17 protein-coding genes are annotated in these 25,242 nt (G+C 45.3%); 4 read left to right on the top strand and 13 right to left on the bottom strand.

Features of this window, described 5'->3' with window-relative positions; all coding sequences use genetic code 11:
* Positions 1-240: hypothetical protein (locus Q0R52_RS20380; protein ID WP_295797760.1), on the bottom strand; the 240-nt coding region annotated here is incomplete at its 3' end.
* 166 nt (positions 241-406) lie between these two features.
* Between Q0R52_RS20380 and Q0R52_RS20375 the strand changes: the two genes are divergently transcribed.
* Positions 407-1,405 (top strand): hypothetical protein, encoded by a 999-nt coding sequence (locus tag Q0R52_RS20375; RefSeq protein ID WP_295797758.1) that lies wholly within the window; start codon positions 407-409, stop codon positions 1,403-1,405.
* Positions 1,406-1,418: 13 nt separating this feature from the next.
* Here Q0R52_RS20375 and Q0R52_RS20370 read toward each other — a convergent pair whose 3' ends face one another.
* The 5 genes from Q0R52_RS20370 to Q0R52_RS20350 form a co-directional block, all read right to left on the bottom strand.
* Complete coding sequence (locus Q0R52_RS20370) at positions 1,419-4,553, bottom strand: CusA/CzcA family heavy metal efflux RND transporter (RefSeq protein ID WP_295797756.1); 3,135 nt, start codon at positions 4,551-4,553, stop codon at positions 1,419-1,421.
* 46 nt (positions 4,554-4,599) lie between these two features.
* On the bottom strand, positions 4,600-5,703 hold the full coding sequence (locus Q0R52_RS20365) for an efflux RND transporter periplasmic adaptor subunit (RefSeq protein ID WP_295797754.1): 1,104 nt from the start codon (positions 5,701-5,703) through the stop codon (positions 4,600-4,602).
* Positions 5,704-5,726: 23 nt separating this feature from the next.
* Positions 5,727-6,995, bottom strand: a complete 1,269-nt coding sequence (locus Q0R52_RS20360; protein ID WP_295797753.1) for a TolC family protein — start codon at positions 6,993-6,995, stop codon at positions 5,727-5,729.
* A 247-nt stretch (positions 6,996-7,242) separates the two neighbouring features.
* Positions 7,243-8,613 (bottom strand): ATP-binding protein, encoded by a 1,371-nt coding sequence (locus Q0R52_RS20355; protein ID WP_295797750.1) that lies wholly within the window; start codon positions 8,611-8,613, stop codon positions 7,243-7,245.
* A complete protein-coding gene (locus tag Q0R52_RS20350; protein WP_295797747.1) occupies positions 8,614-9,294 on the bottom strand; it encodes a response regulator transcription factor in 681 nt (226 codons plus the stop codon). It lies immediately after the preceding gene.
* Positions 9,295-9,473: 179 nt separating this feature from the next.
* Between Q0R52_RS20350 and Q0R52_RS20345 the strand changes: the two genes are divergently transcribed.
* A complete protein-coding gene (locus tag Q0R52_RS20345) occupies positions 9,474-9,893 on the top strand; it encodes a DoxX family protein (protein ID WP_295797746.1) in 420 nt (139 codons plus the stop codon).
* A gap of 105 nt (positions 9,894-9,998) precedes the next feature.
* On the opposite strand, the gene Q0R52_RS20340 is transcribed toward Q0R52_RS20345, so the two are convergent.
* The 3 genes from Q0R52_RS20340 to Q0R52_RS20330 form a co-directional block, all read right to left on the bottom strand.
* The gene (locus Q0R52_RS20340; protein WP_295797744.1) at positions 9,999-10,997 is read right to left on the bottom strand and encodes a type IX secretion system membrane protein PorP/SprF; all 999 of its coding nucleotides are present in this window, start codon (positions 10,995-10,997) and stop codon (positions 9,999-10,001) included.
* 159 nt (positions 10,998-11,156) lie between these two features.
* Positions 11,157-12,746 carry a SusD/RagB family nutrient-binding outer membrane lipoprotein gene (locus Q0R52_RS20335; protein WP_295797742.1) on the bottom strand — a complete coding sequence of 530 codons (1,590 nt, stop codon included), beginning with the start codon at positions 12,744-12,746 and terminating at the stop codon, positions 11,157-11,159.
* Between the two features lie 23 nt (positions 12,747-12,769).
* The gene (locus tag Q0R52_RS20330; protein ID WP_295797739.1) at positions 12,770-15,829 is read right to left on the bottom strand and encodes a SusC/RagA family TonB-linked outer membrane protein; all 3,060 of its coding nucleotides are present in this window, start codon (positions 15,827-15,829) and stop codon (positions 12,770-12,772) included.
* 310 nt (positions 15,830-16,139) lie between these two features.
* Here Q0R52_RS20330 and Q0R52_RS20325 point away from each other — a divergent pair, with 310 nt between their 5' ends.
* Entirely contained in the window at positions 16,140-16,907 is a 768-nt protein-coding gene (locus tag Q0R52_RS20325) for a ThuA domain-containing protein (RefSeq protein WP_295797734.1), read from the top strand.
* Positions 16,908-17,189: 282 nt separating this feature from the next.
* Positions 17,190-20,108 (top strand): triple tyrosine motif-containing protein, encoded by a 2,919-nt coding sequence (locus Q0R52_RS20320; protein ID WP_295797730.1) that lies wholly within the window; start codon positions 17,190-17,192, stop codon positions 20,106-20,108.
* A gap of 183 nt (positions 20,109-20,291) precedes the next feature.
* Here the strand turns inward: Q0R52_RS20320 and Q0R52_RS20315 are convergent, their stop codons facing one another.
* The 4 genes from Q0R52_RS20315 to Q0R52_RS20300 form a co-directional block, all read right to left on the bottom strand.
* Entirely contained in the window at positions 20,292-21,050 is a 759-nt protein-coding gene (locus Q0R52_RS20315; protein ID WP_295797727.1) for a ThuA domain-containing protein, read from the bottom strand.
* A gap of 17 nt (positions 21,051-21,067) precedes the next feature.
* On the bottom strand, positions 21,068-21,823 hold the full coding sequence (locus tag Q0R52_RS20310; RefSeq protein WP_295797723.1) for a ThuA domain-containing protein: 756 nt from the start codon (positions 21,821-21,823) through the stop codon (positions 21,068-21,070).
* A 154-nt stretch (positions 21,824-21,977) separates the two neighbouring features.
* Entirely contained in the window at positions 21,978-23,129 is a 1,152-nt protein-coding gene (locus Q0R52_RS20305) for a redoxin domain-containing protein (RefSeq protein WP_295797720.1), read from the bottom strand.
* Positions 23,122-24,966, bottom strand: coding sequence for a glycoside hydrolase family 9 protein (locus Q0R52_RS20300; protein ID WP_295797717.1), 1,845 nt, complete (start codon positions 24,964-24,966; stop codon positions 23,122-23,124). Before Q0R52_RS20300 ends, Q0R52_RS20305 begins: the two co-directional genes overlap by 8 nt.
* Positions 24,967-25,242: the final 276 nt, after the last annotated feature.

The following is a 25,242-nucleotide window of genomic DNA, read 5'->3' as shown; positions in this document are numbered from 1 at the left end:
TGTAACTTTCAAATCGTTTCGGGGCAATGGGGTTGTGTGAACTGATTCGGCTTCTTTATAACTACCTTTTTTACCAAGTGCTGTTTCTATGGCGGTAATCTCATCTGGCGTTAGTGCCGGCGTGCTTGCTATCGGTGAAGCTGATGCAGCCTGCAGTTTTTCAAAAGGCAATAATAGTGACGTACTCAACAAGGCTGTCGCCTGTAAGGCACGCCTGCGCGAAAATTTAGTTGTTTCCATAATGACAGGTGTGTTTATAAGAACTTATCGAAAAATTCCATAAGTTATACAAACCTAACTATTTGGCAATTTATTACATAGCAGCATTCATTAACTTATAGGTGTTCCAAGTACCTACAAAAAGTTTACAGAAACAAACTATAAATTCGTTAATCAAATCCGCCAAATGAAATACTACTGCACCATCCTGTCTTACTTTTCCATTTTTTGCTTCACCGGCTGCCAGGCGCAGGAAACCGGGAAACAACTGCTTACGCTTGAAAAGGAAATTACTTTAACCAATATAAAAGGACGTATCGACCATATCGATATCGACATAAAACATAAAACAGCCTACATAGCAGGGCTGGGTAACAATACCCTGGAAATAGTGGACCTTGGAAACGGTAAAATTACCGGTAGCATTAAAGGATTGGATGAGCCACAGGGTGTAGCTTATATACCTAAACACCAGGAAATACTGGTGGCCAACGGCGGCACCGGCGAATGTGGCTTTTATAACGCGCTAACCTTAAAGAAAACCGGCAGCATCAAGCTTACTGATGATGCGGATGACGTGCGTTATGAAGCCGGAACCGACCGTATTTATGTAGGTTATGGCAGCGGGGGCATTGCCATTATTGATGCTGCAAATCACAAACAAGTTGGCGATATCCCTCTGCCCGCGCATCCTGAATCATTTCAACTTGATGCAAAAACCGGTAAACTTTGGGTTAATCTTCCAGGCTCGGGCATGGTAGCTGTGGCTGATTTAAAGCAGTTGAAACTAACCGCCGAATGGCGAAAAGTTTTACCCCGGGCCAATTTCCCGATGGCGTACGATGAAGTGCAGCACCGTATTGTTGTTGGCTACCGGCTGCCTGCCAAATTGATAGTTTACAATAGCGAAACTGGCAAAGAAATATTTAGCACCCCAATGGCCGGCGATGTGGATGACTTGTATTGGGATGCAAAAAGCAAAAACATTTACATAAGTGGTGGCAGCGGGGCCATTAACGTTTTCAGACAAACCGGCGATAGCACCTATAAACAAATTGCTGACATTAAAACCCGCAACGGCGCGCGCACGTCGCTTTTGGTTCCTGAGCTGGGTTTATTCCTGATAGCTGCCAGGGCTGGTGGCGATAAGCCGGCCTCATTATTGGTTTATAAGATAACCCAATAATGAGACCACCCGTTTATTTTACCGCCCCAAACCGTTTCAACAGTTTCCTGTTTTCGCGGCGGTGTATCAGCCGGTAAACCAGTGCGTAAATACACGGCAATATCAGCAGTGTTAATATGGTTGATGTTACCAAACCACCTATTACCACAACGGCCAGCGGCTTTTGCGTTTCGGAGCCTATGCCTGTGGATAGCGCTGCAGGCAATAAACCAATAGCCGCCATTAGCGCCGTCATCACAACCGGACGTACACGCGATATTACGCCTTGTAACACGGCCTCGTCAAGGTGCATGCCCGCGTCGTGGTTTTTCTTGAATACCGATATCAGGATTACTCCATTTTGTATACAAACCCCAAACAAAGCAATAAACCCGATACCAGCTGAGATACTAAAGTTAATACCAGTAATATGCAGCGCCAAAATACCACCGATTAACGCAAAAGGCACGTTTAAAATAACCAGCGTAGCATCCTTCACATTACCGAACATCACAAATAATATCAGGAAGATCACCAGCAAGCATATAGGCACTACGTGCGACAGGGTCTTTGATGCGCGTGTCTGATTTTCAAACTCGCCGGCCCAGGTAATAGAATAACCCTGGCCAAGCTTTACCATTTTGGCAACTTTTTGCTGTGCCTCGGCAATAGTGCTGCCCAAGTCGCGGCCACGGTTCGAGAATTTAACGGCTATGTGGCGGGTGTTATTATCACGGTAAATAAAGGCCGGGCCAGTTGATGTTTTTATGTCGGCAATTTCTTTTATAGCGATTTTGGAACCGTTTAAAGTGGGCACCATCAGGTTTTCAATTTTCTCCTGGGTATCGCGGTAACCTTTCTGGTAGCGTATCCTGATGTCGAAACGTCGCTCACCCTCGTATAACTCTGTAGCAGCCTTACCACCGATGGCCATTTCGATAACCGCATTGGCATCTGCTGTGGCTACACCATAAAGGGCCATCTTGCGCTGGTCGAGCTCAATCCGAAATTCGGGTTGGCCCAGGTTACGCAGTACGCCAAGGTCGTCAACACCCTGCACTGTCTTCAGCACTTTCAAAACTTCATCGGCCTTTTGGTCGAGCACGTTAAAATCCGGACCAAATATTTTTACCGCCAGCGAGGCATTTACACCTGCCACAGCTTCCTCTACGTTATCTCGTATTGGCTGGGAATAGTTGAACACGGCTCCCGGTATTTTTTTCAGCTGCACATCCATCGCGTCGATCAAATCATCTTCTGACAAGCCTTTGCGCCATTCCTTTTTGTTCTTCAGGTCGACTTGTATTTGTACATCAAAAAAACCTTTGGGGTCGGTACCATCATTGGTACGGCCAACCTGGGCCAGCGTTTGCTTCACCTCGGGGAACTTTGCAATAATCTGCATCATTTTCTGGTTGATGCTCTCCGCTTCCGGTAACGATACGCTCATCGGCAGTTCGGCTTCCACCCATAGGGCACCTTCATTCAAATCGGGCAAAAACTCGGTGCCCAAAAACTTAGCCGAGAAAAAAGTGAGCGCCATAAATATCAGCGCAACCAATATGCTGGCCTTCGGAAATTTGTAAGTGAAGCTAAACATACGGCGGATGCCGTTTTCAAAAAAGCCCACTACGGGGTTATGTTTTTCCTTTACGTTTTTGTTCAGTAGTATACTCGATAGTGCAGGTACCAGCGTCAATGTAAATATCAATGCCCCCAACAAAGCAAATCCCAGCGTATAAGCCAGCGGCGAAAACATTTTCCCCTCTACTTTTTGGAACGCGAAGATTGGTATCAAACAGGTAATGATAATCAGTTTGGAAAAGAATATGGCCTTGCCCATTTCGGCGCCTACGTTTTTAAACAGGCCCAGCTTGGCCAGGTTGTTGAACTTGGGCATGCCTACTTCTTTGGCCTTATGGTCCAGCGCCACAAATATCCCTTCCACCATCACCACGGCCCCATCTATAATAATACCAAAGTCCACCGCCCCCATCGACAACAAGTTGGCGCTCATGCCTTTTATCCGCATACAAATAAATGCGAACAGTAACGACAGCGGAATGATGACAGCCACTATAAGCGTTGTGCGCCAATCGGCCATAAATAAAAATACAATAACGGTTACAAGCACTATACCCTCCAACAGGTTATGAATCACCGTTTCGGTGCAGTAATCCATCAGGTTCGTGCGGTCGTAAAAGGTATCAATTTTTACGCTTTTTGGCAGTACGCTATCATTCAACTCTTTTACTTTGGCGCGTACACGGTCGAGCACCTCGGCAGGGTTTTCGCCTTTGCGCATTACCACAATACCTTCAATTACATCCTTTTGCTTGTCGCGGCTAACCTGCCCAAGTCTTGGCAAACCAGCTTCTTTTATTTCGGCAACATCCCGGGTAAGTATGGGCACATTGTTTACATTCTTAATGATGATGTTTTGCATCTCATTAATGTTGTTGATTAGCCCAATGCCACGCACTACGTATGCCTGGTCGTTTTTTTCGATCACATCACCACCCACGTTTATGTTACTGCGGTTTACTGCGTTGTAAACATCGAGTGATGTTAAACCATATTTTTGCAGCAGCGCCGGGTTAACACTTACCTCGTAAGCTTTCTCCTCGCCACCAAAACTATTCACGTCGGCCACGCCGGGGACAGATTTAAACTGCCGGTCGAGCACCCAATCCTGTATCGCTGTAAGGTCATGCAGCGATGCAGTTTTACTTTTTAGCGTGTACCGGTATATTTCGCCGGTGGGGCCATAAGGCGGCTCAATTTCGGGTTTAACGCCATCTGGTAAGTCGGCATTTGCAAGGCGGCTAAGTACTTGTTGGCGTGCAAAAGCATCGTCTACGTCATCATCAAAAATTATACGGGTATATGATAGTCCAAAAGCCGATGTGGTGCGCAGGTTCGATTTTTTTTGCACCGAGTTGAGCACGGTTTCAATCGGTATGGTAATGAATTTCTCCACTTCCTCCGCACTCCTACCCGGCCATTGGGCTATAATAATAATTTGTGTATTGGTGACATCCGGGAACGTCTCAATAGGGGTATTGGTATAGCTCCAAACGCCTAACACCACCAAAACGGCGGTCATGAAAAACACAAAGTAGCGGTGCCTTAGCGAAAAATAGATAATATTTTTAATGAACTTGTTCATTCCTTAGCATGTAATTGGTGAATAACGATGATTGAAAGCCGCCCGGTTAATTACCCGTAATGGCATCATACAGCAGCAACTGGTTTTTTGATATCACCTTATCGCCCGGCCGCAGCCCCGCGCCTATGTAGGCTACATCATCAACCGTTTTTATAACGCTTACTTCCTGCACCTTTAAATCGCATTTGCCGTTATAAATCACCACGAAATTTTTACTGTTATCAAAAACAATAGCCTTTGCCGGCACCGATACAGATTGCGTATTCTCGCTGTTGGTTATCACCACGTTTGTAAACATCTGCGGCTTCAGCAGCATATCCGGGTTGGGCAGGGCGATCTTTATTTTCATCACCTTATTATCCGGATCGAGCACCGAGCTTATTTCATTTACTTTACCGGTAAATACTTTATCAGGATAGGCAAGCGTAGTAACCTTTGCTGTGTAGCCCGCCTTTACTTTGCTGATGTCGGACTCAAAAACATTGGCCCAAATCCAAACATCTTTCAAATCGGATATAGTAAACATGCTGCCTCCGTTATCCTGGCGGATAAAACTGCCCGATGTTATGTTCTTTTCAACTATGTAACCGCTTTGCGGCGCTTTGATAACCAGCATACCGTTGGCGCTGGTATTGCCGCCACCGTTTATAGATAGCTGCGATTTTACTTTTGTATTTGCAGCAACAGCCTTGTTATAATTTTCCTTAGCCTCGGTATAATCGCGCTCGCTGGCTATCCCGCTCTTGTAAAGGTATTCTGCTTGTTCCAACTGCCGTTTGGTTACTGATACGTCTGATTGGGTGGACGATAAGTCGGTGTAATTACCAGCTATATCGGCGCTTCGCATTACTGCCAGGGTTTGACCTCTGCTTACTTTATCGCCAATTGATACTTTAACCTCTACCACCTGCCCGCTGCTGAATGGGAATACTTTCACTACGTTGTTATCATCATTCGCTACCTCGCCATTTAGGTTCAGTTCGTTTTTCATGGTGGTAACTTTGGCGGTATCTATAGTTATAATTTTTGCTAATGTGTCGCTGATACATACCTGCTTGCTTTCCGCCGCCTGCTCAACCTTACCCTTGCAGGCAGCTAATAGTAAAACGGCGGAAAGGCAAATTGCAGATACTTGGTGTTTAGTTATCATATATATATTAAGGGGTATTAATATCAAGGTTTAATTATTGTTGTCCCGGTGGCAAAATTTAAATCGGCAATGGCCTTTTGCAGGTTATACCGTTGTTGTAGCATTTTCAGTTTGGTGTCTTTATAAGTATCAAAAAAATCAACAAATTCAACCAGGCTTACCTGGCGGTCTTTAAATCCTTTCAGCATATTTTTAAAAAGTGTATCATATTGCCCGTTAAACTCCAGTTGCTGCGTGCTGAATAATTGCTGGTTAAGGTTATACTCGTTAACCGCAGCCACCACATCGTTTTTCAGCTTCGCCTCATTGTCTTTCAGTGTATTTTCCTGGCTCATCTGGCTAAAACGGGCCGATTTGATATTACCCTGGTTGCGATTGAAAAAGGGCAGCGGTAACCCAATTTGCAAACCGTAATAGTTTTGTGCGTAGCTGCTGTTTTTATCGTACGATGCACCTATGGTAATATCCGGAGCAGCCATTGCTTTTTGTAAGCTTAGATTGTGTTGTGCCGCCGCCAGTTGGTATTGGTTTGATAAATAGTCGGGGCGGTTTGTTTTTGCCTGCTCAATTAGCGATGGGATATTTAATTCCGCAGACTGGGTTGGCAAATCGCCGGTTAGCGGAACAATAAATGTGGTTTCTTTAGCCTGGATAAGTGTTTTCAGCTCCGTTTGCAGGTCATTTATTTGTCGGGCGCTTTCGGTCATGTCATTTTGCAAACCAAACAGCAGGGCTTTCAGTCGGATGAGGTCCTTCATTGACGTGTTGCCCGCATCGTAAGATTTTTGGATACCGTTAACCAGGTTGGTAGCGGCGGCTATCTCGTTTCGGTAAACTGCGGCCTGATCAAGCAGGGTGGCCAGTTGCCCAAAATCAAGTTGTAAGTTATAGCGCAGGTTGCGCATCAGGTCGTTAAATTCGGCTTCCTGCACTTTGGCATTATCTTTTGCAACCTGTATTTGTTTGCCGCGTTTGCCCGCGGTTTTAAATACCTGGTTCAGTTGCACAAATACCTGCCCCAGCCCACGACTTTCGTTATGATAAAAGAATTTTTTACTCCCGCTATCGTAAATATTCTGATCGGTGCTTAACACAGGATTGTCCCAGAGGGCCGCCTGGTCAACCAATGCTTTGGTCGACTCCACATTATATTTTTGGGCAAGCAGCGCAAAGTTATTTTCCAAAAACTGTTTTTCAGCATCGGGGAAGGTTAGCTTTATCGTGTCTGTCTGGGCGTTCGCGGTAAAAGTAAAAAAGCAGAATAGTAGTATGGCAGCAGTTCTCAATCCCATTGTCTCAATTTCAGAGGCCCAAAATTAAGTCAACTATTACAGCGGGAAATTAGAATGGGATTAGAATTTGATAAAGAGGGGAAAAATCGATTTTGGGTACCGGCTGTCCTGTCGCTTTGACGATGGGCGATGCCCATCGCTGACATATTTATCCCCTCCGGGGAAAGAAAAAAAAGTCGAACTGACGAACCCTGAAAGGGTTCAATATATCAGCACTGGGCACCGCCCTGTGCGAAAACGAAAGATTTTACCCCCGGTTCTCCCGTAAAAAATCCACCGTCATAGTCGTACCCATGCCTTCCATCGATTGGATGCTCAGCGAACCATTAAATAACTGAATAATTTTCTGGGTAACATATAGTCCAACGCCCGTACCGGCAAAATTGCGCGCATTATGGCTGCGGTAAAACGATTTGATTACCTTATCAATATCTTCGTTTGGTATACCTATCCCCGAGTCGATAATTTGCATACTTATCAAATGCTCATCAGCATAAAAATTACAGGTCACCGTTTTCTGACCCGAAAATTTAAACGCATTGCCTATCAAATTATTCAGGGCAATAAACATCAGTTGGCGGTTAGCCGGTACGTTTAGCAAAGCCTCGTTTTCGGGCAGGCTCAGTATGTTTATTTTAAGCAGGCCCGCCCCGAATTTATTGGTCCAAAACTCGTGCACTTCCCAAAGCAACTCGTCCATGCGTACCGGCGTTAGTTCGGCGGCGGTATAATCCATATCCACCTGGGCCAGGTCCATCAATCCGGTCACGGTATCGCGCAACCGCTCCGATTCCTCCAAAATCAATTGCAATGTTTGTCTATTTGCTTCATGGCCACGTTCCTTGTTCAATGCCAGCTCAACCTCGCCAATTATAGTTGTTATAGGCGTCCGCAACTCGTGCGAGGCATTGGTTACATAGGTTTTTTGCAATTCGAAAGCATTTTCAAGATGGGCCAGCAAGCGGTTAAAGTTGCGGGCCAGCTCGCTTATCTCGTCTTTCCCATTACCCTCGTCCACCCGCATGCTCAGGTTGGTGGCCTTTATCAGCTGCATTTGCTTTACCACGTTATTTATAGGCGAAAGCGCTTTAGTTGCCAGTAACCGGCTTATGAAATACAGCAATGCTCCAACTACAATGAAAACAACTATCATGGTTTGCAGCATATCCCGCAACCGCTGGCTGCCTTCAATATCCTGCGCCGAAACCAATATTACGAAGTTGCCCTGGTTGTCTTTATAGTAAATCCCCACCACCTGGTTCTCTTTATCGCTGTATTGCAAGTACTTATGCCGCCTTACCGATTCGATGGTGGCGCGGCCCCAGTGTTGTTTTTCGTCGGTAATAAAAGCGGCGGTGTTGCGGCTATCGTATAAACGCACCACTTCACCGGGCAGGTTTTTAAGATATCGGTTGCGCACCTGACTTAGCGAGTCAGGCGTAATTTCATCGGCCTTAAGGTAAAGCTGGGCCGCTACGTTGGCCCTGTCGTTCAGGTGACTAAAAAAATCGCTCCGGATATAGGAGTAAAATGACACATAAATAGCCGACAGCACTACCAGCAACACACCCGAGCCCAGTAGCGCAAAATACAGCGATAAACGATTTTTTATTTTCACTTAATCCGGTTCTGTTTTAAATATGTAGCCCTTGCCGATAACCGTGTATATGTATTTACCGGTAAAGCCTTTTTCAATTTTATTTCGCAAGTAATTCATGTACACATCAACCACGTTAGTGCCTGTATCGAAATCAATCCCCCAGACTTTAAAGGCAATAGTTTGTCGGGTTAATATTTTGTCAGGATTGCGCATCAGCAGCTCAAGTAATGCATATTCTTTTGTTGTCAGGCTGACTTTACGCCCTGCACGCTCAACTGTATTATTATGAGTATTCAGGCAGATCTCGCCCAGCACAATTGTACTATCTGGTTCAATATTTTTGCGGCGAAGCAGCGCTTCAATCCGGGCAAGCAACTCTTTGAAGTGGAAGGGCTTGACCATGTAATCATCCGCACCGGTATTCAGGCCTTTTACTTTATCATCAATACTATCAAGTGCCGTCAGCATCAGTATCGGGGTTTCCTTATCCGTTTTGCGGATGTGCCTGCAAATTTCTATCCCGTTTAGATAAGGGAGCGTAATGTCGAGAATCAGCAGGTCGTACGGTTTGGCTGCGTATTGTTTAATAGCCTCGGCGCCATCGCGCACCAGGTCGACCTTATGGTTGTTTTCTTCGAGCGCTTTTTTTATAAAAGCGGCAACGCGTTCCTCGTCTTCAACTAAAAAAATATGCGCCATGGGGTATTAATTGGGGCAAATATAAACTAAGATTTATTGGATTAAAGGATTAACCAGGATTACACCGATTGAGATTGATTACACCGATTTCGATTAAATACGCATCAACCGACATTTGGAGACCTCAACTTCCGCGAAATAATACTTACATTTAAATACCGGTTAACAATTTCATTTTCATGAACGATAAAACGTCACGGGCTGCGGCCATATTATTCATAAGGGCATTGTTGGGCATAATCTTCTTTATGCAGGGTTATGGCAAAATATTTACGTTCGGTGTACCTAAGCTGTACAATATGTTTTTTAAGGATTTCGAAAAGACCTTCCTACCAAAATGGCTCATTTGGGGCACCGCTTATTATACCACTTATGTTGAATTTATTTGTGGCTTTCTGCTTATCATCGGTCTTTTCAGGCAATGGGCACTATACCTACTTGCGCTCGATTTATTGATAGTTTCTTTTGGTCACGGGCTTTTGGAGCCTATCTGGGATTTATCGCATGTAATCCCGCGGGCGATATTATTGATAGCAGCACTGATTATACCGAAAGAGTGGGATAAATGGAATGTTGATGAAATTATCTTTAATAAGTAGAGCCGCAACATTTTGAGTCTCGAAACGATAGCGTTTTTAGGATGCGTCTCGCTAAAAAACTCAGCGTCCGGGACGCAAAATTTTGCGTTTCTACAAAGAAATGGTTTATAACAATTTCCGTTTGCCTATACCTTTGCCAAAACGATAGCCCAGGGTAACTTCGTGGGTTGCAAGGTTAAAGCCGCCAAGGTTACTTGTTGTGGTAAATTGGTAACTGTAGCCTATATGCACCTGGTCAAGGTTAATGGATAGCAAGCCAGCTGCCTGGTTTGCGTTAACCCTGTAGTTGGCGCCAAGGCCAAGGGTTTCTTTGATAAAAATCACACCCGAAACATCAGCTACAGCTTTTATCCCTTTAGCATACGATACCAATATTGACGGCCGGAATTTAAAATCTTCCGCCATTTCAGTTATCAAAGCGCCGCTTAAATAATAGTGGCTCTTTAAATTATTAGCATTTTGTATGGACGCTGTCCCAAGGTTGGTAATGGTAAGTTCGGGTGCCGATATACCAAAATAATACCAGTCGGAAAAATAGAGTACGCCGAAGCCTATATTCGGCCTGGTTTCCCTCACATCATCACGAAACGAAGGATCATCAGGCCCAACCGAAGAGTAATTGGCAACATAGTTTCGCACACCTGCGTTTAATGATACTGCCAGGTAATTATTTTCTCCCAATTGTATGGCTTTGGCAAAATATAAGTTAGCCTCGGTTTGGTGCTCAACAAAAAACTGGTCGTTAAACACAATCAGCCCCGCCGAACCTTCTATAGATTGGATCGGCACGTTGGCGTTAACAAGGAAAGTTGTTGGTGCACCATCGATGCCCACCCATTGCTTGCGGGCCATGGTATTTATAGAGTTCGCCTGGTCGAGCAACGAATAGGCCGGGTTTAGGGGCGTAAGGTTGTCCATATACTGGGTAAAGTTGAAAGACTGGCTTTGCGCCAATGCTTCCTTTTTTACTCCGAATGTTATTAATAATAACAGTACCAGTAATCCCTTTAGTATTGATTTTCTATTGGTTGCAAATTTCAATTTAGGTTGTGTTTTGGCATTAAAATTCCAGCACAATATAACCAGTTTTATTTTTAATTCCATCACCATATTTTTATTCAGGCTAATAAAAATAATGTATTTAGTTAACAGCTAAGCATTTTCGCCCGAAATATTCCTGCAACCTCTAAAAAAACACCCCCTCACCGTTTCCAATGAGAGGGGTTCTCCAACTTACTTAATTAACCAATCAAATCAAGTGGCTTAATTTACATCCCACCATAGGCGTTTGCCTGGGCTGTCGTCGCCACCAAATTCTTTGGCAACGGCAGCGTCAACCTGCGCTTTTGATGCATTGGTAAATGTACCTGAGTAAGGCATGCGTTTTACAAAGTCGCCATTGGCAACTTTGCCCTGGCTGTCGTTTTTTGTAATAGGATATTGTGCTGGGTAGCCGGTACGCCTGAACTCGGCCCATCCTTCATAACCTTCAGGGAAAATAGCTATCCATTTTTGAGTAATGATGCGTTCCAGCTTGCGGGCCATCGGGTCGGCATCGTTCCATTTAACGGTGATGTTTGATAACGGCGGCGCATTGTTTGCCGGATTCTTAGGGTCAACATAAGCTGCCGGGGTCGAGGTAGCATCAGCGAGGTAACTATCAACGCCACCGGCACCATATTCGTTAAACGACGCCTTCACACCATCTTCGTAGAAGCTTTGGGCCGAACCGCCGCCCATATTCCATCCTCTTAATACGCCTTCGGCACGCAGGAAATAGCTTTCTGCAACGCTCATAATTTTTAGCGGCGCGCCAAATGATGTTGCCAGTTTCGAAAAATTGCTGTAAGTACCCGAGCTTAGCTGGATACCTGTCCTAATGCCTTCAACCTTACCTCCCAAATCAGGATCATCAGCAGGCAGGCCCATTTTGGTAAGCCTTGGGTCTTTAAATCCACCTAAAATAGAACCAACCGGTGCGCCTAAACGCATATCGCCCCACGAGGTAACAATTTCGTCGATAGGGTTTTCACCCGATACTTTCATGAAGAAACCGCCATCGGCAGCTGTCAAAACTCCATATTTATTACTTACTGCCGATTCGGCTTCGGTCTTTGCTTTAGCACCGTCGATAAGTGAAATACGGATGGCCAGGCGCAGCTTAAGTGTATTGGCTGTTCTTATCCATTTGGCATAATCGCCACCAAACTGGCTGTTGTCAAACGCGGCAAACCTTAGCTGGTCGGCATCGGGTTCTTTATCTTCAATGGCCGATAACAGGGTGATTGCCTGGTCAAGGTCAGCAAAAAACGCGGTGTAGGCTTCCTGTACACTATCAAACGGCACATTGGCTGTTGTACCTATTTTGCTATAGGGGATAGGGCCAAAAGTATCGGCCGCACGGCTGGCGCCAAATACTTTACAAATAAGCGCTATGCCATACAAATCCGGGTATTTGGTATCGAACTTCTTTAGCTTCCATTGCAGCCAGGTATTCAGTATGTTTTGCTGCGGAACATCCCAACAGTAATCAACCCAGTCGCTTACAAAGCTGTAGGTAAAATTGTTTACGTTACCCAAAAACACCGATGGCGTAGTAGTGTAACCGGCATATTCATCCTGCCCCAAATCCTGCTGGCCCTGGTAAATATAGTTCACCGGCGATTCGATGTTGGTCATCATTCCCGGCAATAGGATGCTTGCCTCTTTTCCATCGATGGCCAATAATGGTTGTGGCAGTAGTTTTAAATCCTGGTTAAGTCCGTTCATATCCTTGCGACACGAGGTGGCAAAGGATAACAGCACAACCGCGCCAAGCGTAATTGCACTTTTAATATTTTTAAATTTCTTCATCGTTGTAATGATTTATATGATAATTAAAGCGAAGTTTTGACACTAAAACCGAACGAACGGGTTGCAGGTACGCCAAAGCCATCAATCCCCATAGTGTTGGATGAGGTTGAAATGGCCTGCTCAGGATCGTAAGGCGCCTTCTTGTAAAAGAAGAATACGTTGTGGCCGGTTAATGATATGTTTAAATTCTTAAACGTTTTGCCAATAAGCGGAAAAGTGTACCCTAAGGCCAGCTCCCTTAAACGGATGTTTGTTGCGCTGTAGCTGTATTCCGGTACTGCGCCCCCATCGGCGCCGGCAGAAATTGCAGTGTAGTAAGCCTGTGCATCAACTTTTTTCCCGTTAACTACTACACCTCCTGCATTACGTGCATCGGCAGTGCGCTGCGAAATACCTTTGTAATCCAGCCATGTTTCGGTCATTGAAAAGGTCTGTCCGCCAAAACGGCTGTCAACCAGGAATGAAAGGTTGAAGCGTTTGTAATTGAAGCTGTTATTAAAGCCGGCTAAAAATTTAGGGTTCGGGTTACCAACGTACACGGGATTAGCGGCATCTGTCAACACAGGTATGCCATTATCATCCACTTTTACCGAACCGTCGGCATTCTTAGCTATCACCCTGCCATAGTAATCGCCAAAGGCGCCGTATTTGCCATCTTTCGGCCTGGTTAGCCAGGTAGCAACAAGGCGGGTATTATCCTGGCTCGATATTACATAATGCTCGGCAGTATACAGCGGGCTCAATGCACGCACCTGGTTTGAGTTGTGCGAGAAGTTTAGCGACGGCGTCCATTTCAAATCACCAAATTTGGCATTGTAGCTTATGGTGCCTTCAAAGCCGTAGTTGCGTATTTCGCCACCGTTGAGGATAAAGTTTTGCGCGCCAGCACCCGATGGTGCAGATATGCTGATAATCTGATCGCTGGTACGTGCGTCGTAGTAAGCAAGGTCAACATTCAACACGTTAAACAGGGTAACCTGTGCACCAATTTCAAATGTTTTGGTACGCTCTGGTTTTACCTCGGCTATTTTATCACCCGAAAAATAAGGTAGCTGGCCAATTGGTTGGGTACCAACTATAGGCTGCAAATTATTAAGCGAATATGGTGGGAAACTATTGTTAGCGCCAAGACCCGGTGCAGTACCCACATTAGCGTACGAAGCCCTTAATTTGGCATACGACAACACGTTAGATGTGCCGATGGTATTGGTAAGTACATACGATAAACCTACCGATGGATAAAAGAAAGCATCGGGCGTGGTAGAAGCCCACTCGTTACGGCCGGTAGCACTCAGGAAAATAGTTTCCTTATAGCCTATAGTAGCGGTAGCCAGGGCAGCCTGCGTGATGGATTTGTATTCATGTTCGCCAACAGCAAGCGGGTGGGTAAGGTCATAGTTATTGGCCGAAAAATAGTTAGCCAGGCTTAAGCCGTATTGGTTGGTGCTTGACAAGGTGGTGTTATAATCAAGGCTGCGGTCATCAGTAAGGCCTAAAGTAGCCTCGAGTGAAAAGTCGCGTGAAACTTTGGTATTGATTAAGAACAGCGCGTCTGAATACAAATGCGTGCCATAGCCTTGGCCGGTAAAGTACGATCCATTAATACCTTGCTGCGTGCTTTGAGCAACCGGATCGGTAGTGGCGTAGTTTTCGGCCTGGTTACGATAGTTATAACCATCTAATGTAGTACGCACCTGCAGACTTATCCATTTGGCAAAATCATACTTAGCTTTAAAATTTGAAATATAACGGCTTGATGAGCGTTCATTCAAATTTCTGTACGCTATCCAGTACGGATTTTGGTTTGAACTAAACTCATTTTTTTCATACGGCCAGTTTTGTACGCTTATACCTCGGGTGGCATCAAACGTTTCGAAATGGTTTTTATCGTAATTGGCAAAATTATCATCCGTTGGGAACTGGTATAAACCAAACATCGGGCTAAAGGTTAAGCCTGCTTTTGGTGGATTTTCCTGCTTTTGGTAGATGTAGTTAACTGAGGCATCAAGGGTTAGTTTATCATTTAGAAACTTGCCCGAGCCGCGTATGGTAAAATTGTGTTTTAACAGAGAGTTGTTGGGCACAATACCAGTTGCTTTGGTATTTGCGTATGACGCATAAAACTGTGCCTTTTCGCTGCCCCCCGAAAGCGATACCCCATTGATGTAAGTTTTACCTGTATTAAAAAAGTTTTTAATAAACGCGTTACCAGCCCCGCTCGATTTTGCCCCCCACATGTCATCAGCACCGGGAGTGGTACGGCCATAGGTGGTTTGCGGTTTCGGCAAGCCGGTAGCCTGATCAAAAGTGGTTGATGAGTTGAAATCAATACGGGTAGTTCCGGCTTTGCCCTTCTTGGTTACTATTAATAAGGCCCCGTTTGCAGCCGCACTACCGTATAAGGCTGCCGCAGTTGCGCCTTTCAATACCTGGATGCTCTCGATATCATCCGGGTTTAGGTTTGATAAGGGGTCGATGTCAGCGCCATCGCCGAGGCCGGCCATTGTACCGCCCGCACCTTGCCCGATGGGGATACCATCAATTACATAAATAGGTGCACTATTGCCGCCAATTGATTTGGCGCCCCGCAGCTCAATACGAGATGCACTACCCGGACCACCAGTGCCTTTGGTAATAACCAAACCGGCAGCTTTACCCGCCAGCGAGTTTACAAAGTTGGGATCTTTGGCTTTTTCAAGCTCGGCGCCGCCTACATTCTGGGTGGCGTAGCTCAGCGTTTTTGTTTTTTGCTCGATACCTAAAGCCGTAACGGTTACGGTTTCAAGCAGGTGCTGGTCGTCTTTAAGAGTAACGTTAATTACTATTTTTCCGCCGATGGCTACCGTTTGAGTAACATAGCCTACATAAGAAAATACCAGGGACGAACCCGGCGCTGCGCTGATGGAGTAGTTTCCGTCAACGCTGGTAGTGGTTCCGGTGCTGGTACCTGCTACCTTAATGTTTACCCCCGGCAGGGGCAGGTTGTGATCATCTGTCACAGTACCCTTTACGGTTACATTTTGCGCCGATGCATACATAAAGCAGCATAGCAGCAACGTAACCAACATGTAGAGTTTTTTCATGAATTAAGTTTTTTAAAGTGAGTAATCAGGATGTTAGTTTCACCGAACTTACAATGAAATATTAATGCTTGTACAGCTTTAAAGCCCCGGTAGAGGTGATGTAGGGCTTTTGTTAAACATGATGATAAGCAGGCTTTTATGTTTTAATTTGTGCCGGATTTGTACAACCTGTGTCGCGGTTTAGGGGCTTGTTTATCAGTTCCACTACATTACCACTACTTTTGAGAATAAAAAGCTGTAAATAAAAAGATTAGCATATAATTGCTACAGGTGTGCAGCGCCGAAAGCCTGCATAATATTTGAAAGCATAATGAAAAAACACGCCGCGATCCTATTTATTTGCCTGCTTATTGCCTGCAGCACCCATGTCGCCCATGCCCAAATGGCAAAACCACCCCGGTTTAAGGCGATTGCTATAGCCGAGACTGGCGGCGGCCATGCCCTGTTTGATGTGGCGGCAAAAGCCTGGCTCAACAAGCTGGCTATCGACAGCAATTTTACCATCGACTATATCAGCGATACCAAAGCCCTTAATAAGGACTACTTAAAGCAATACAAATTATTTATCCAATTAGATTACCCGCCTTATCCCTGGGGAAAAGATGCGCAGGAAGCTTTTGAAGATTATATTGAAAACGCCCGCGGCGGCTGGGTTGGCTTTCACCACCCTACCCTATTAGGCGTGTTTGATGGTTACCCCATGTGGCAATGGTATTCGGACTTTATGGGCGGCATCGAATTTAAAAAACATATCCCCGGCGGAACAGAAGCCAAGCTGACAATTGAGGATGCAAGCCATCCTGCTTTTAACGGCTTACCCGCGAGTTTTCTCACGCAAGACGAATGGTACATCTACAACAAAAGTCCGCGCGACAAGCTGCATGTGCTGGCTAGTATTGACGAATCAACTTACAACCCGCCCAAAGATGTTAAAATGGGCGACCACCCCGTGATATGGACGAACGAACATATGAAGGCCAAAAACATTTACATAGCGATGGGCCATTTCCCTCAATTATTTGAAGATAGTAATTACACTACGTTAGTGAGGAATGCGATATTTTGGGCGGTGAAGTAACGGTTGACGCACGCAATAAAAAAATTGTCATTGCGAGCGAGGAACGAGCGCGGCAACCGCGAACTTTACAAAGCGGCCTTGCATAGTTCGCGATTGCTTCGTTCCTCGAAACGACAAAGTTTGCTATTCATTTAATCTCCCACCTTCTACATCACCACTACAACATCCACCCAAATATAGCCATAAAAGCCCAATAAAAGTCATTAACGCTATTTTCGAATATCTCCGCACTACTACATATCCAAAATGTTGCTTAATTTACATCCCTGATTAAACACCGGGATGTTAATAAAGAAAAACGTTTTATTAATTATTGCTTTTGTCGCACTAACGCTCCCTGCAATTGCGCAGCAGGCTATTGGCATTCCCACAATAAAAAATTACTCCCGCACAGATTATAATGCTGCGCCCGAAATTTGGGACATTAACCAGGATAAAAATGGCATCCTGTATTTTGCAAACGACGAGGGCCTGCTAACTTTCGACGGCAGCTATTGGAAAACCTATCAAATGCCCAACAAAGCCGCCATAAAGTCGATAGCTGTCGACCCGTCGGGAAAGATTTATTGCGGGGGGCAGGACGAGGTCGGTTATTTTTACCCGGACAATAGCGGCATCCTTAAATTCCATTCACTTAAAAACCTGCTGCCTCAAAAGGCAAAGCAGTTTGCTGATATCTGGAGTATCGTATTGTACAACAATGAAGTTTTTTTCCGCACCATTGAGTGCATTTTTGAGTTGAAGGATAACGAACTAAAAACACTCGATGCTCCCGGCGGCTGGCGCTTGTTATCAAAAACAAGCAACGGCTTGTATGCCTGGGATAAGGATTCGGGACTGATGATTTTTAAAGCCGGGCAATGGCAGCATTGCTGTGGCGCAGTGCCCACCGCCGAACTGCAGATTACCGGCGTTGTTGATTACGATAAAGAAACACTACTGGTTACCACCTTAAATAAGGGGGCGTTTTTAATGAACGGTTCATCCCTTATTAAAAAAAACACAGCTATAGATAATATCTTAAGTAGCGACCGGGTTACCTGCGCCCGCAAAATAGGCGACGACCGCTTTGCCATTGGCACGGCAGCTAAGGGGCTTTTTATAATAGACGGAAAAGGCAGCCTGGTTGAGCGCTTTTCGACCAGTGAGGGTTTGCAAAATAATAATGTGCATTCCATAATGGTCGACCATGACAAAAACCTTTGGGTAGGTTTGGAAAACGGGGTTGATTTTGTGAATTACAACACCTCAGTAATGCATATTTACACCAGTCGCGACAACCAGGTAAAAAGCAATGCCGCTATTGTGTTCGATAAAAAGTTATTTGTGGGCACATCGAACGGCTTGTATAGCATCCCCATAAATCAACCCGATGATATTAGTAAAGTAACCGGTTTTTTTAATGAGATAGCAAATACCAAGGGGCAGGTTTATAGCCTGGCGCAAATAAATGGCAGCCTGCTTTTAGGACACCAGGACGGCGCGCTGGTTTTACAAAACAACAAAATTGCGCCTATAACCACTCAACAGGGTGCGTGGATGTTCAAGCCTATACCAAATTCTCACGATATTATTGCGAGCACTTACACTGGGCTGCAGCTTTTACAAGCGAACGGCAGCAGTTTTGTTGACGCCGGAAAAATTACCGGGATATATGAATCGCTGGCTACCATTGCGCGCGACAACAATAACGTAATTTGGGCATCGCACCCCTATCGTGGCATCTATAAAATACAGTTATCGCCCGACAGGAAGAAGATTGTCATCTACTCACAGTACACCGACAAAAGCGGCCTTCCTTCCATCTTAAACAACCGCGTATATTTTATAAAAAACAAGGTAATCGCCGGCACCGAAAAAGGGATTTACGAATACAATGCCGCTCAAAACAAATTTGTGGGTTCAGCTTTTTATAAACCCATATTCGGCGATGCAGCTATTGAATATTTAACCGAAGATGCCACCGGAAATATCTGGTTCATCAGCAACCAGCGGGTGGGTGTTATTGATTTCAGCAAGCGGCAGGCAAGTAAACCATACACTGTTATCTATTTTCCTGAACTCGCCGGGCAAATGGTAAAAGGTTCGGGCTTTATCTACCCCTACGATGCAGGGAACATTTTTGTGGGTTCGAATAATGGCATTTTCCATTTAAACTACCGACAGTATGTGGCACGGGAAAGCAAACTGAATGTATTGTTAACCAACGTTAAGGCTATCGCCGAAAAAGACAGCGTTATTTTTGGCGGCTATTTTATGAAAAACGGGCAAGTAGCTAACACCCAAAATACCAAAACTATACCAACCGTAACCAAGCACTGGAATTCCTTTCACTTCGAATATTCATCAACGCTATTCGCCCAAAAAAGCAACAGCGAATTCAGTTACAAGCTGGAGGGATTTGATAATGACTGGTCCAAATGGTCAGCCAAAACCGAAAAAGATTACACTAATCTACCCTATGGAACTTTTACCTTTTCGGTGCGTGCACGTAATAATCTCGGTAACGCATCCGCACCTGTAAGTTATACTTTTACGATTAAGCCGGCCTGGTATCAAACCCCATGGGCATATTTTTGGTACGTGGTGATGATAACCATTGCCATTGTTTGGGCGGCCAGGGCACAGCACAAAAAGTTTGAGCTGCACCAACGCAGGCACGACGACGAGCAGCGCCGTTTGCAATACCTGCACAGCCTGGAACTCGACCGAAATGAAAAAGAGATCATGTCCCTCAAAAATGATAACCTGGAAACGGAAATCAGTTACAAAAACAAAGAGCTGGCCACGTTAACCATGCACCTTGTCGACCGGGGCCGGTTATTGTTGAACATCAAAGATGAGCTGATGACCCTAACCAAAAAGCTCAACATCCCCGACCCTGCTTACCAGTTCCGCAGCGTATTCAAGTTGCTTGGCGATACCGATAAAAACGACGACGACTGGAACCACTTCGCTATTTATTTCGACCAGGTACATAACAATTTCCTGGGCACCATGAAAACTAAATTCCCCGGCCTTAGCTCAACCGATCTAAAACTTTGCGCTTATTTGCGGCTTAACCTTACCTCGAAAGAGATAGCACAATTGCTTAATATCTCGCTAAAAGGTGTAGAGATCAGCCGTTACCGGGTGCGTAAAAAACTTGGCCTTGCAACCGAAGTTCATTTGTATGATTTTTTGATTGAGGTGACGAGTTGAGTAAGCACTAATTCGCACGAATTGAAACGAATCTCACTAATCCGGGCGGATGGGATAATTCGGTAATTCTTCGTCATGATTATTGCTTTCTTAATTCTTGTAATTCGAAATAATTAGTGCGAATTCGTGTCTATTCCTTTCGGACTTTCGGACTCTCAGACTTTACTGGCTTCCGAGCTAGAACTACCTCCCGGCTGCCCAAAAAATGGCATTACTAAATAGCGTCGTATAGTCCCTGCTTTCAAACAATACCGGCGAATGCCCCATAAAAATATACACATTACGCGCCTTATAATTGGGGTTTGTCCAAACCACCAGGTGGTCCCCCATTTTTACATCAGAATTGGGCGTATAAGTCGATTCATCAACCGAGGCCAGCACATGCACATTGGGGCGCATACTTTTTTCGTAGGTGTAAAACTCTTCCTTCTCCACCATAAACGATGGGGATACACCTTTCATAACCGGGTTGGTTTTATCCTCTATATTTACCTTAGCCTTTACAAACGTGGCAATGTAGTTTTTATAGCGGGTATCGCCCATAAACTTACTGAACCATTGCCACATGGGGTAACCGTCAAACTCACCCAGCAGCGTCGCATGGTGAAAGCCTATCCAGCCGCCCCGGCCTTCTTCAATGTATTTTTGAAATGCAGCTACCGCCTTTTCTTTCCAGCCATAAGGCGCATAATCAAGTTGAATAAATAGCTGGTAATTGGCTAAAAAAGCGTCATCAATTTTATCTGTGTTTTGAATGTAATCGATGCTGAAATTGCTGTCGGCGGCTAGCTTATCCAGCCATACTTTGGCCACTTTTGAATATTCGATGTGGTGCCCCCCGTTTTCGTACAAGGCAATCGCTTTAAAACGCGGTGCTTTTTGCGCGCAGGCAGTGAAAATACTAAAGAGGCACACGCAGATTATTAATGCTGATTTTTTCATTTTCATAGGTCGATATTTTATTTTGTTGCCGCCCATAATATGGCGTTCTTCATTAATAGCACATAGCTGGGGTTTACCAATGCAGTTGGCGAATGGCCGATGCAGATATAAATCATGCGGTGAAAGTTTTCGTTCGTCCAGAGGATGGGGTGGTCGCCCATGGGTTTGTTTTGTTTGTAGGTTGATTCATCAGCAGCAGCTAAAACCCGCACATTACCCCGCGGACTTTTATCCCATTCGTACCACTCATCAGCCAGCCAAAATTTGTCGGGCAAGCCTTTGGTAACCGGGTGGTTATGATCCTCAACCACTACCAGTCCATCCTGGAAGGCCGGGTGCGGCGAATAGATTACCCCACCCATCAGCCCCTCAAACCATTGCCAGTATTGCTTGGTTGAATTTGGAGCAATGAACTGCTTGCCGGTAAGTCCCGCTGCATGAACACCAACCCAGCCCTTCCCCTGCTCAACAAATTTTTGCAAAGCCGCCTGTTGGCTTGCCGACATATCAAACGGCGCCAAATGAAACATCACAAACACCTGGTATTTGGCCAGGTTGGCATCGTTGATGGTGCTGGTATCGCTGGTAAAATCAACGCTGAAATGGTTGTCGGCGCCAAGTTTTTCAAAAAACTCTTTGCCGACGGAGATGCTTTTCCAATGGTCCTTTGCCAGCGAGGCTACCACCAGTACTTTGAATTTTGATTGCGCGCAGGCGGTCAGCACAAATAATGTGATTAGGTTTAGGGCGAATAGGGTAAATATTTTTTTCATGGTTTAATTTTTCTAAAATTTATCGTTGCGAGGAACAGCCTATCCCAAACTTGTTTCGGGAAAGTAATCGCGAACCATGTAAGGCCGCCCTGCAGCGTTCGCGGTTGCCGCGCTCGTTCCTCGCTCGCAATGACATAATTTGTTATTTCGCCGCTCATTTCACTGGCTCTTTATAAATCCTCCCCATCATTGGGTCGTCAAAAATTATTTTTCTTAGTTCTTCGGCATCAATGGCGCCCTGGTGGGCGTAAACAATTTTGCCATCGGGCTCAACTAATAGGGTATAGGGCAAAGCGCCATCCCACTTCGGGTCAACTGCTTCAATCATTTTATATTTATCATCGCCGCTATAAATGTAGTTTACGCCAGATGCCTGTTTGCGCTGCAAAAATTTAAGGGCCTTGTTTTTATTGGCGGGGTCGTCGGCGCTGATGCTTACAAATTCCAGGCCGCGGTCGCGGTAGGTGTGGTTAAGGGTAACCAGGTCGTCGAATTCGGCAACACAGGGGCCGCACCAGGTGGCCCACAGGTTAACCAGCCGCAATTTATCTGTACGATTTTTCAATACTTCTTTAATTCCGCCGGCGCTAAGGGTATCCAGTTTTACAGGTTCTTTGGCCCAATTAATTTGGGCTTTCTCCAGCCAATCGCTTTTCTCTGCCCATTTTATCGAGCAGCCAAAGGTTTTGGTTACCGGCTCGGCAATTTCTTTGCCCGTTAAAATGGCATCGATAGCATTACGGGCATCAAGCGAGTGCGCTGTTTTTGCCGGGTTTTCCATATCGTCAATGCGGCCATTGTAGCGCAACTTGCGGTCTTTATCAAAAATAAAAATATGCGGGGTAGCAACAGGACCGTATTTGTTTGCGGTTACCTCCTTTTCACCGTCGTACAAATAAGGAAAGTTAAACTTCATGTTTTTGGCCCTTACTTTCATATCCTCGAACGAGTCGCCCAAATCGCTATAGCCTAATTCGTCCAAACGTAATCCGGCGGGGTTGTTTGGGTTAATGGCAACTATGCTTACGCCCTTTGATGCATAGTCGCTGGTCATTTTAATTACCCGGTCCTCATACGCCTGCGAAGTTGGGCAATGGTTACACATAAACACAACAGCCAGCACCTTTGCATTTTTAAACGAAGCAAGCGTATAGGTCTTACCATCGATACCGGGCAGGCTAAAGTCAGGCGCACTTTCACCTATTGCCAGGGTTTTATGCTGATCCTGTGCAAAAGCGCTGCAAAGTGTTAAGGCGAATATTATGCTTGTGATATACTTTTTCATTTCTGTCAGAATCTTAATCATTTAACGATACCGCCAGTAAATACCAGGCTGTATGCGGCAGCCATTGTTCGGCCCAGCGCCAGTCGGAATCTTTGCCGGATACGGCATAAGGGATATTATAATCTATATCGTCCTCGTTTTCAAAGCCAGAGGTTATGCCGTTAACAATGCCACCGGGTGCGTTGGTATATTCAAACGTGCCGAAAAAGCCATAGGCCGGGTTATTGTGGCCGGTACCCTGCAGCATACAGCTATCGAAAGGATTGAGGCCCAAAATCCAGTTCAGCTGGTCGAGCGCGAAAGTGTCTAGCTGATCGTGGAATGGTTTATCATCCTTAAATAAATTAGCAGCCATCCTCGCAGCGGCAGCTACCGAGCCAAGCCGGGCATTTTCGCCCTGCCACCACGGCGAGGCATCGCTGCCATGCGGGAAAAAGAACGAGCTTTTGCGGTTACCCAGCGTGTCTTGCACTAATTGGCGGCTGTAGCCAAATGGATTATTTACCTCGCGGGTTATCGCCAGCTCAAACTCCATTGATTCTTTGGTTGTTTTTTTGATCGCAGCCTGTTCGTCTGCCGATGCCAAAGGATAATAATACATTAAGCTCACCAACGGCAACCCAGCATCTGATGGATGGAAAAATGGTCTGTCCTTATCATCGGCCCTGAAATAGTTTTTATAATTTTTCCAGCTTGTTAGGCGGTCCATTATGCTTGCGGCACGTTTTGCGGCGGTGGCTTTATAAACATCTTTATGTGTGACTTTATATAATTCGGTTGCAGCGTTTAAAGCGCAGTAATCATCCAGCATATTTTCCTTGCCGTCAAAATCCATCTGCTTGTTGTCTTTTTCTAAAAACGAAAAGGCATTTTCGGCGGCTTTTAAATAATCAGCATTGCTGTATTCGCCGCTAACCGGGTATACTGAAGCCATAGCCAAACTTGCAATTGCCATACCTGCGCCTGAGCGGTAGCTCGATTGATACAGCCGCCAGCTTTTTTCCGCCGGCTTGCTGTTAAAGGCCTGGTCTTTTGTTTTTTTAATGCGATAGCTGCCCTCCTCGGCAGGTATCATCCTATCTTTGGGCAATTTGCCCGGCCCCGGCGCACCAACCGAACGATAAAACGAGCCGCCTTTGGCTTGCATACGTACCAGGTAATCGGCGCCATACATGGCTTCGTCCAAAATCCTGCGGTTAAACTGGCGGAAATCGGTGCCCGGCCGCGCGTTTAATAACTCATATGTCTTGAACAGGCTCCAGGCGGTCAATGATATTTGCTGCGGGTTAAAATAATTTGAAAACGACAAGTGTGAGAGGTGCTTGCCGTAATCGCCGGTGGCATCGTACCAGCCGCCGTGGGCGTCAATGGTGTCGGTTGTTTTGCCGGATAACAACAGGTGATGATCTGCTTTATCTAATAGTCCCGAACTGCGTTGGCCTTTAAAATAATATACTACATCAGATACGGTAGCTTTCTCCAATACATTTTTCCCGATGATAAATGGATAAGACGAAACAGTACCGCCTGGCAGCGTCGCCTGCAGCTTATAAGTACCGGGTGTTGTAAAGCTGCTAAAGTCTATTGTCCAAAACTGGAAATGTTTCCATTTATCAACCCCGCCACTAAATACCGGTTTGCCACTGAAAACGGATTTACCTGTGGCAGCATCAATAAGGTTAAATGAATTAATGTTGATTTTGCTGTCGGCAACGATTATGGCATGCTTGGCGCGGCTGTCTTCATAACCCACGTGATTGGTTACAATTTTTACCGGTTGCGCCTTCAAAAAAGCAGGTATACCTATTAATAAGCACAGTATCCAGGTTTTTGCGTTTGATGTTAGCACGAAATTCATTTTATAAAAGGTTTTATTAATAAAGGTGTTCGGCGGGACCCTTTACGAGTTCAAAGCTAAGTTATTACAATTTACGCTGGTATTTTCATACCCCTACATTAGCACTACGCAAGGGATTAAAATCAGTTGGTGTATATTAAATCAAGTTTCCAAACCGGGTTTTGGACTAAACAGAGCCGCTGTGAGGACACAGCCTTTGGGTGTGTATATGTGGTTTTTTAATAGAGCCATCGGCTCGGCCCATATTGTAGCGCCGGGTTTCAACCGGGCGGACGA

This window comes from Mucilaginibacter sp. (assembly GCF_025359345.1).
In the GTDB taxonomy this organism is placed as follows: Bacteria; Bacteroidota; Bacteroidia; order Sphingobacteriales; family Sphingobacteriaceae; genus Mucilaginibacter.
Note: the sequence above shows the minus strand (reverse complement) of the source record. Positions and strands in the feature narration are given on the sequence as shown.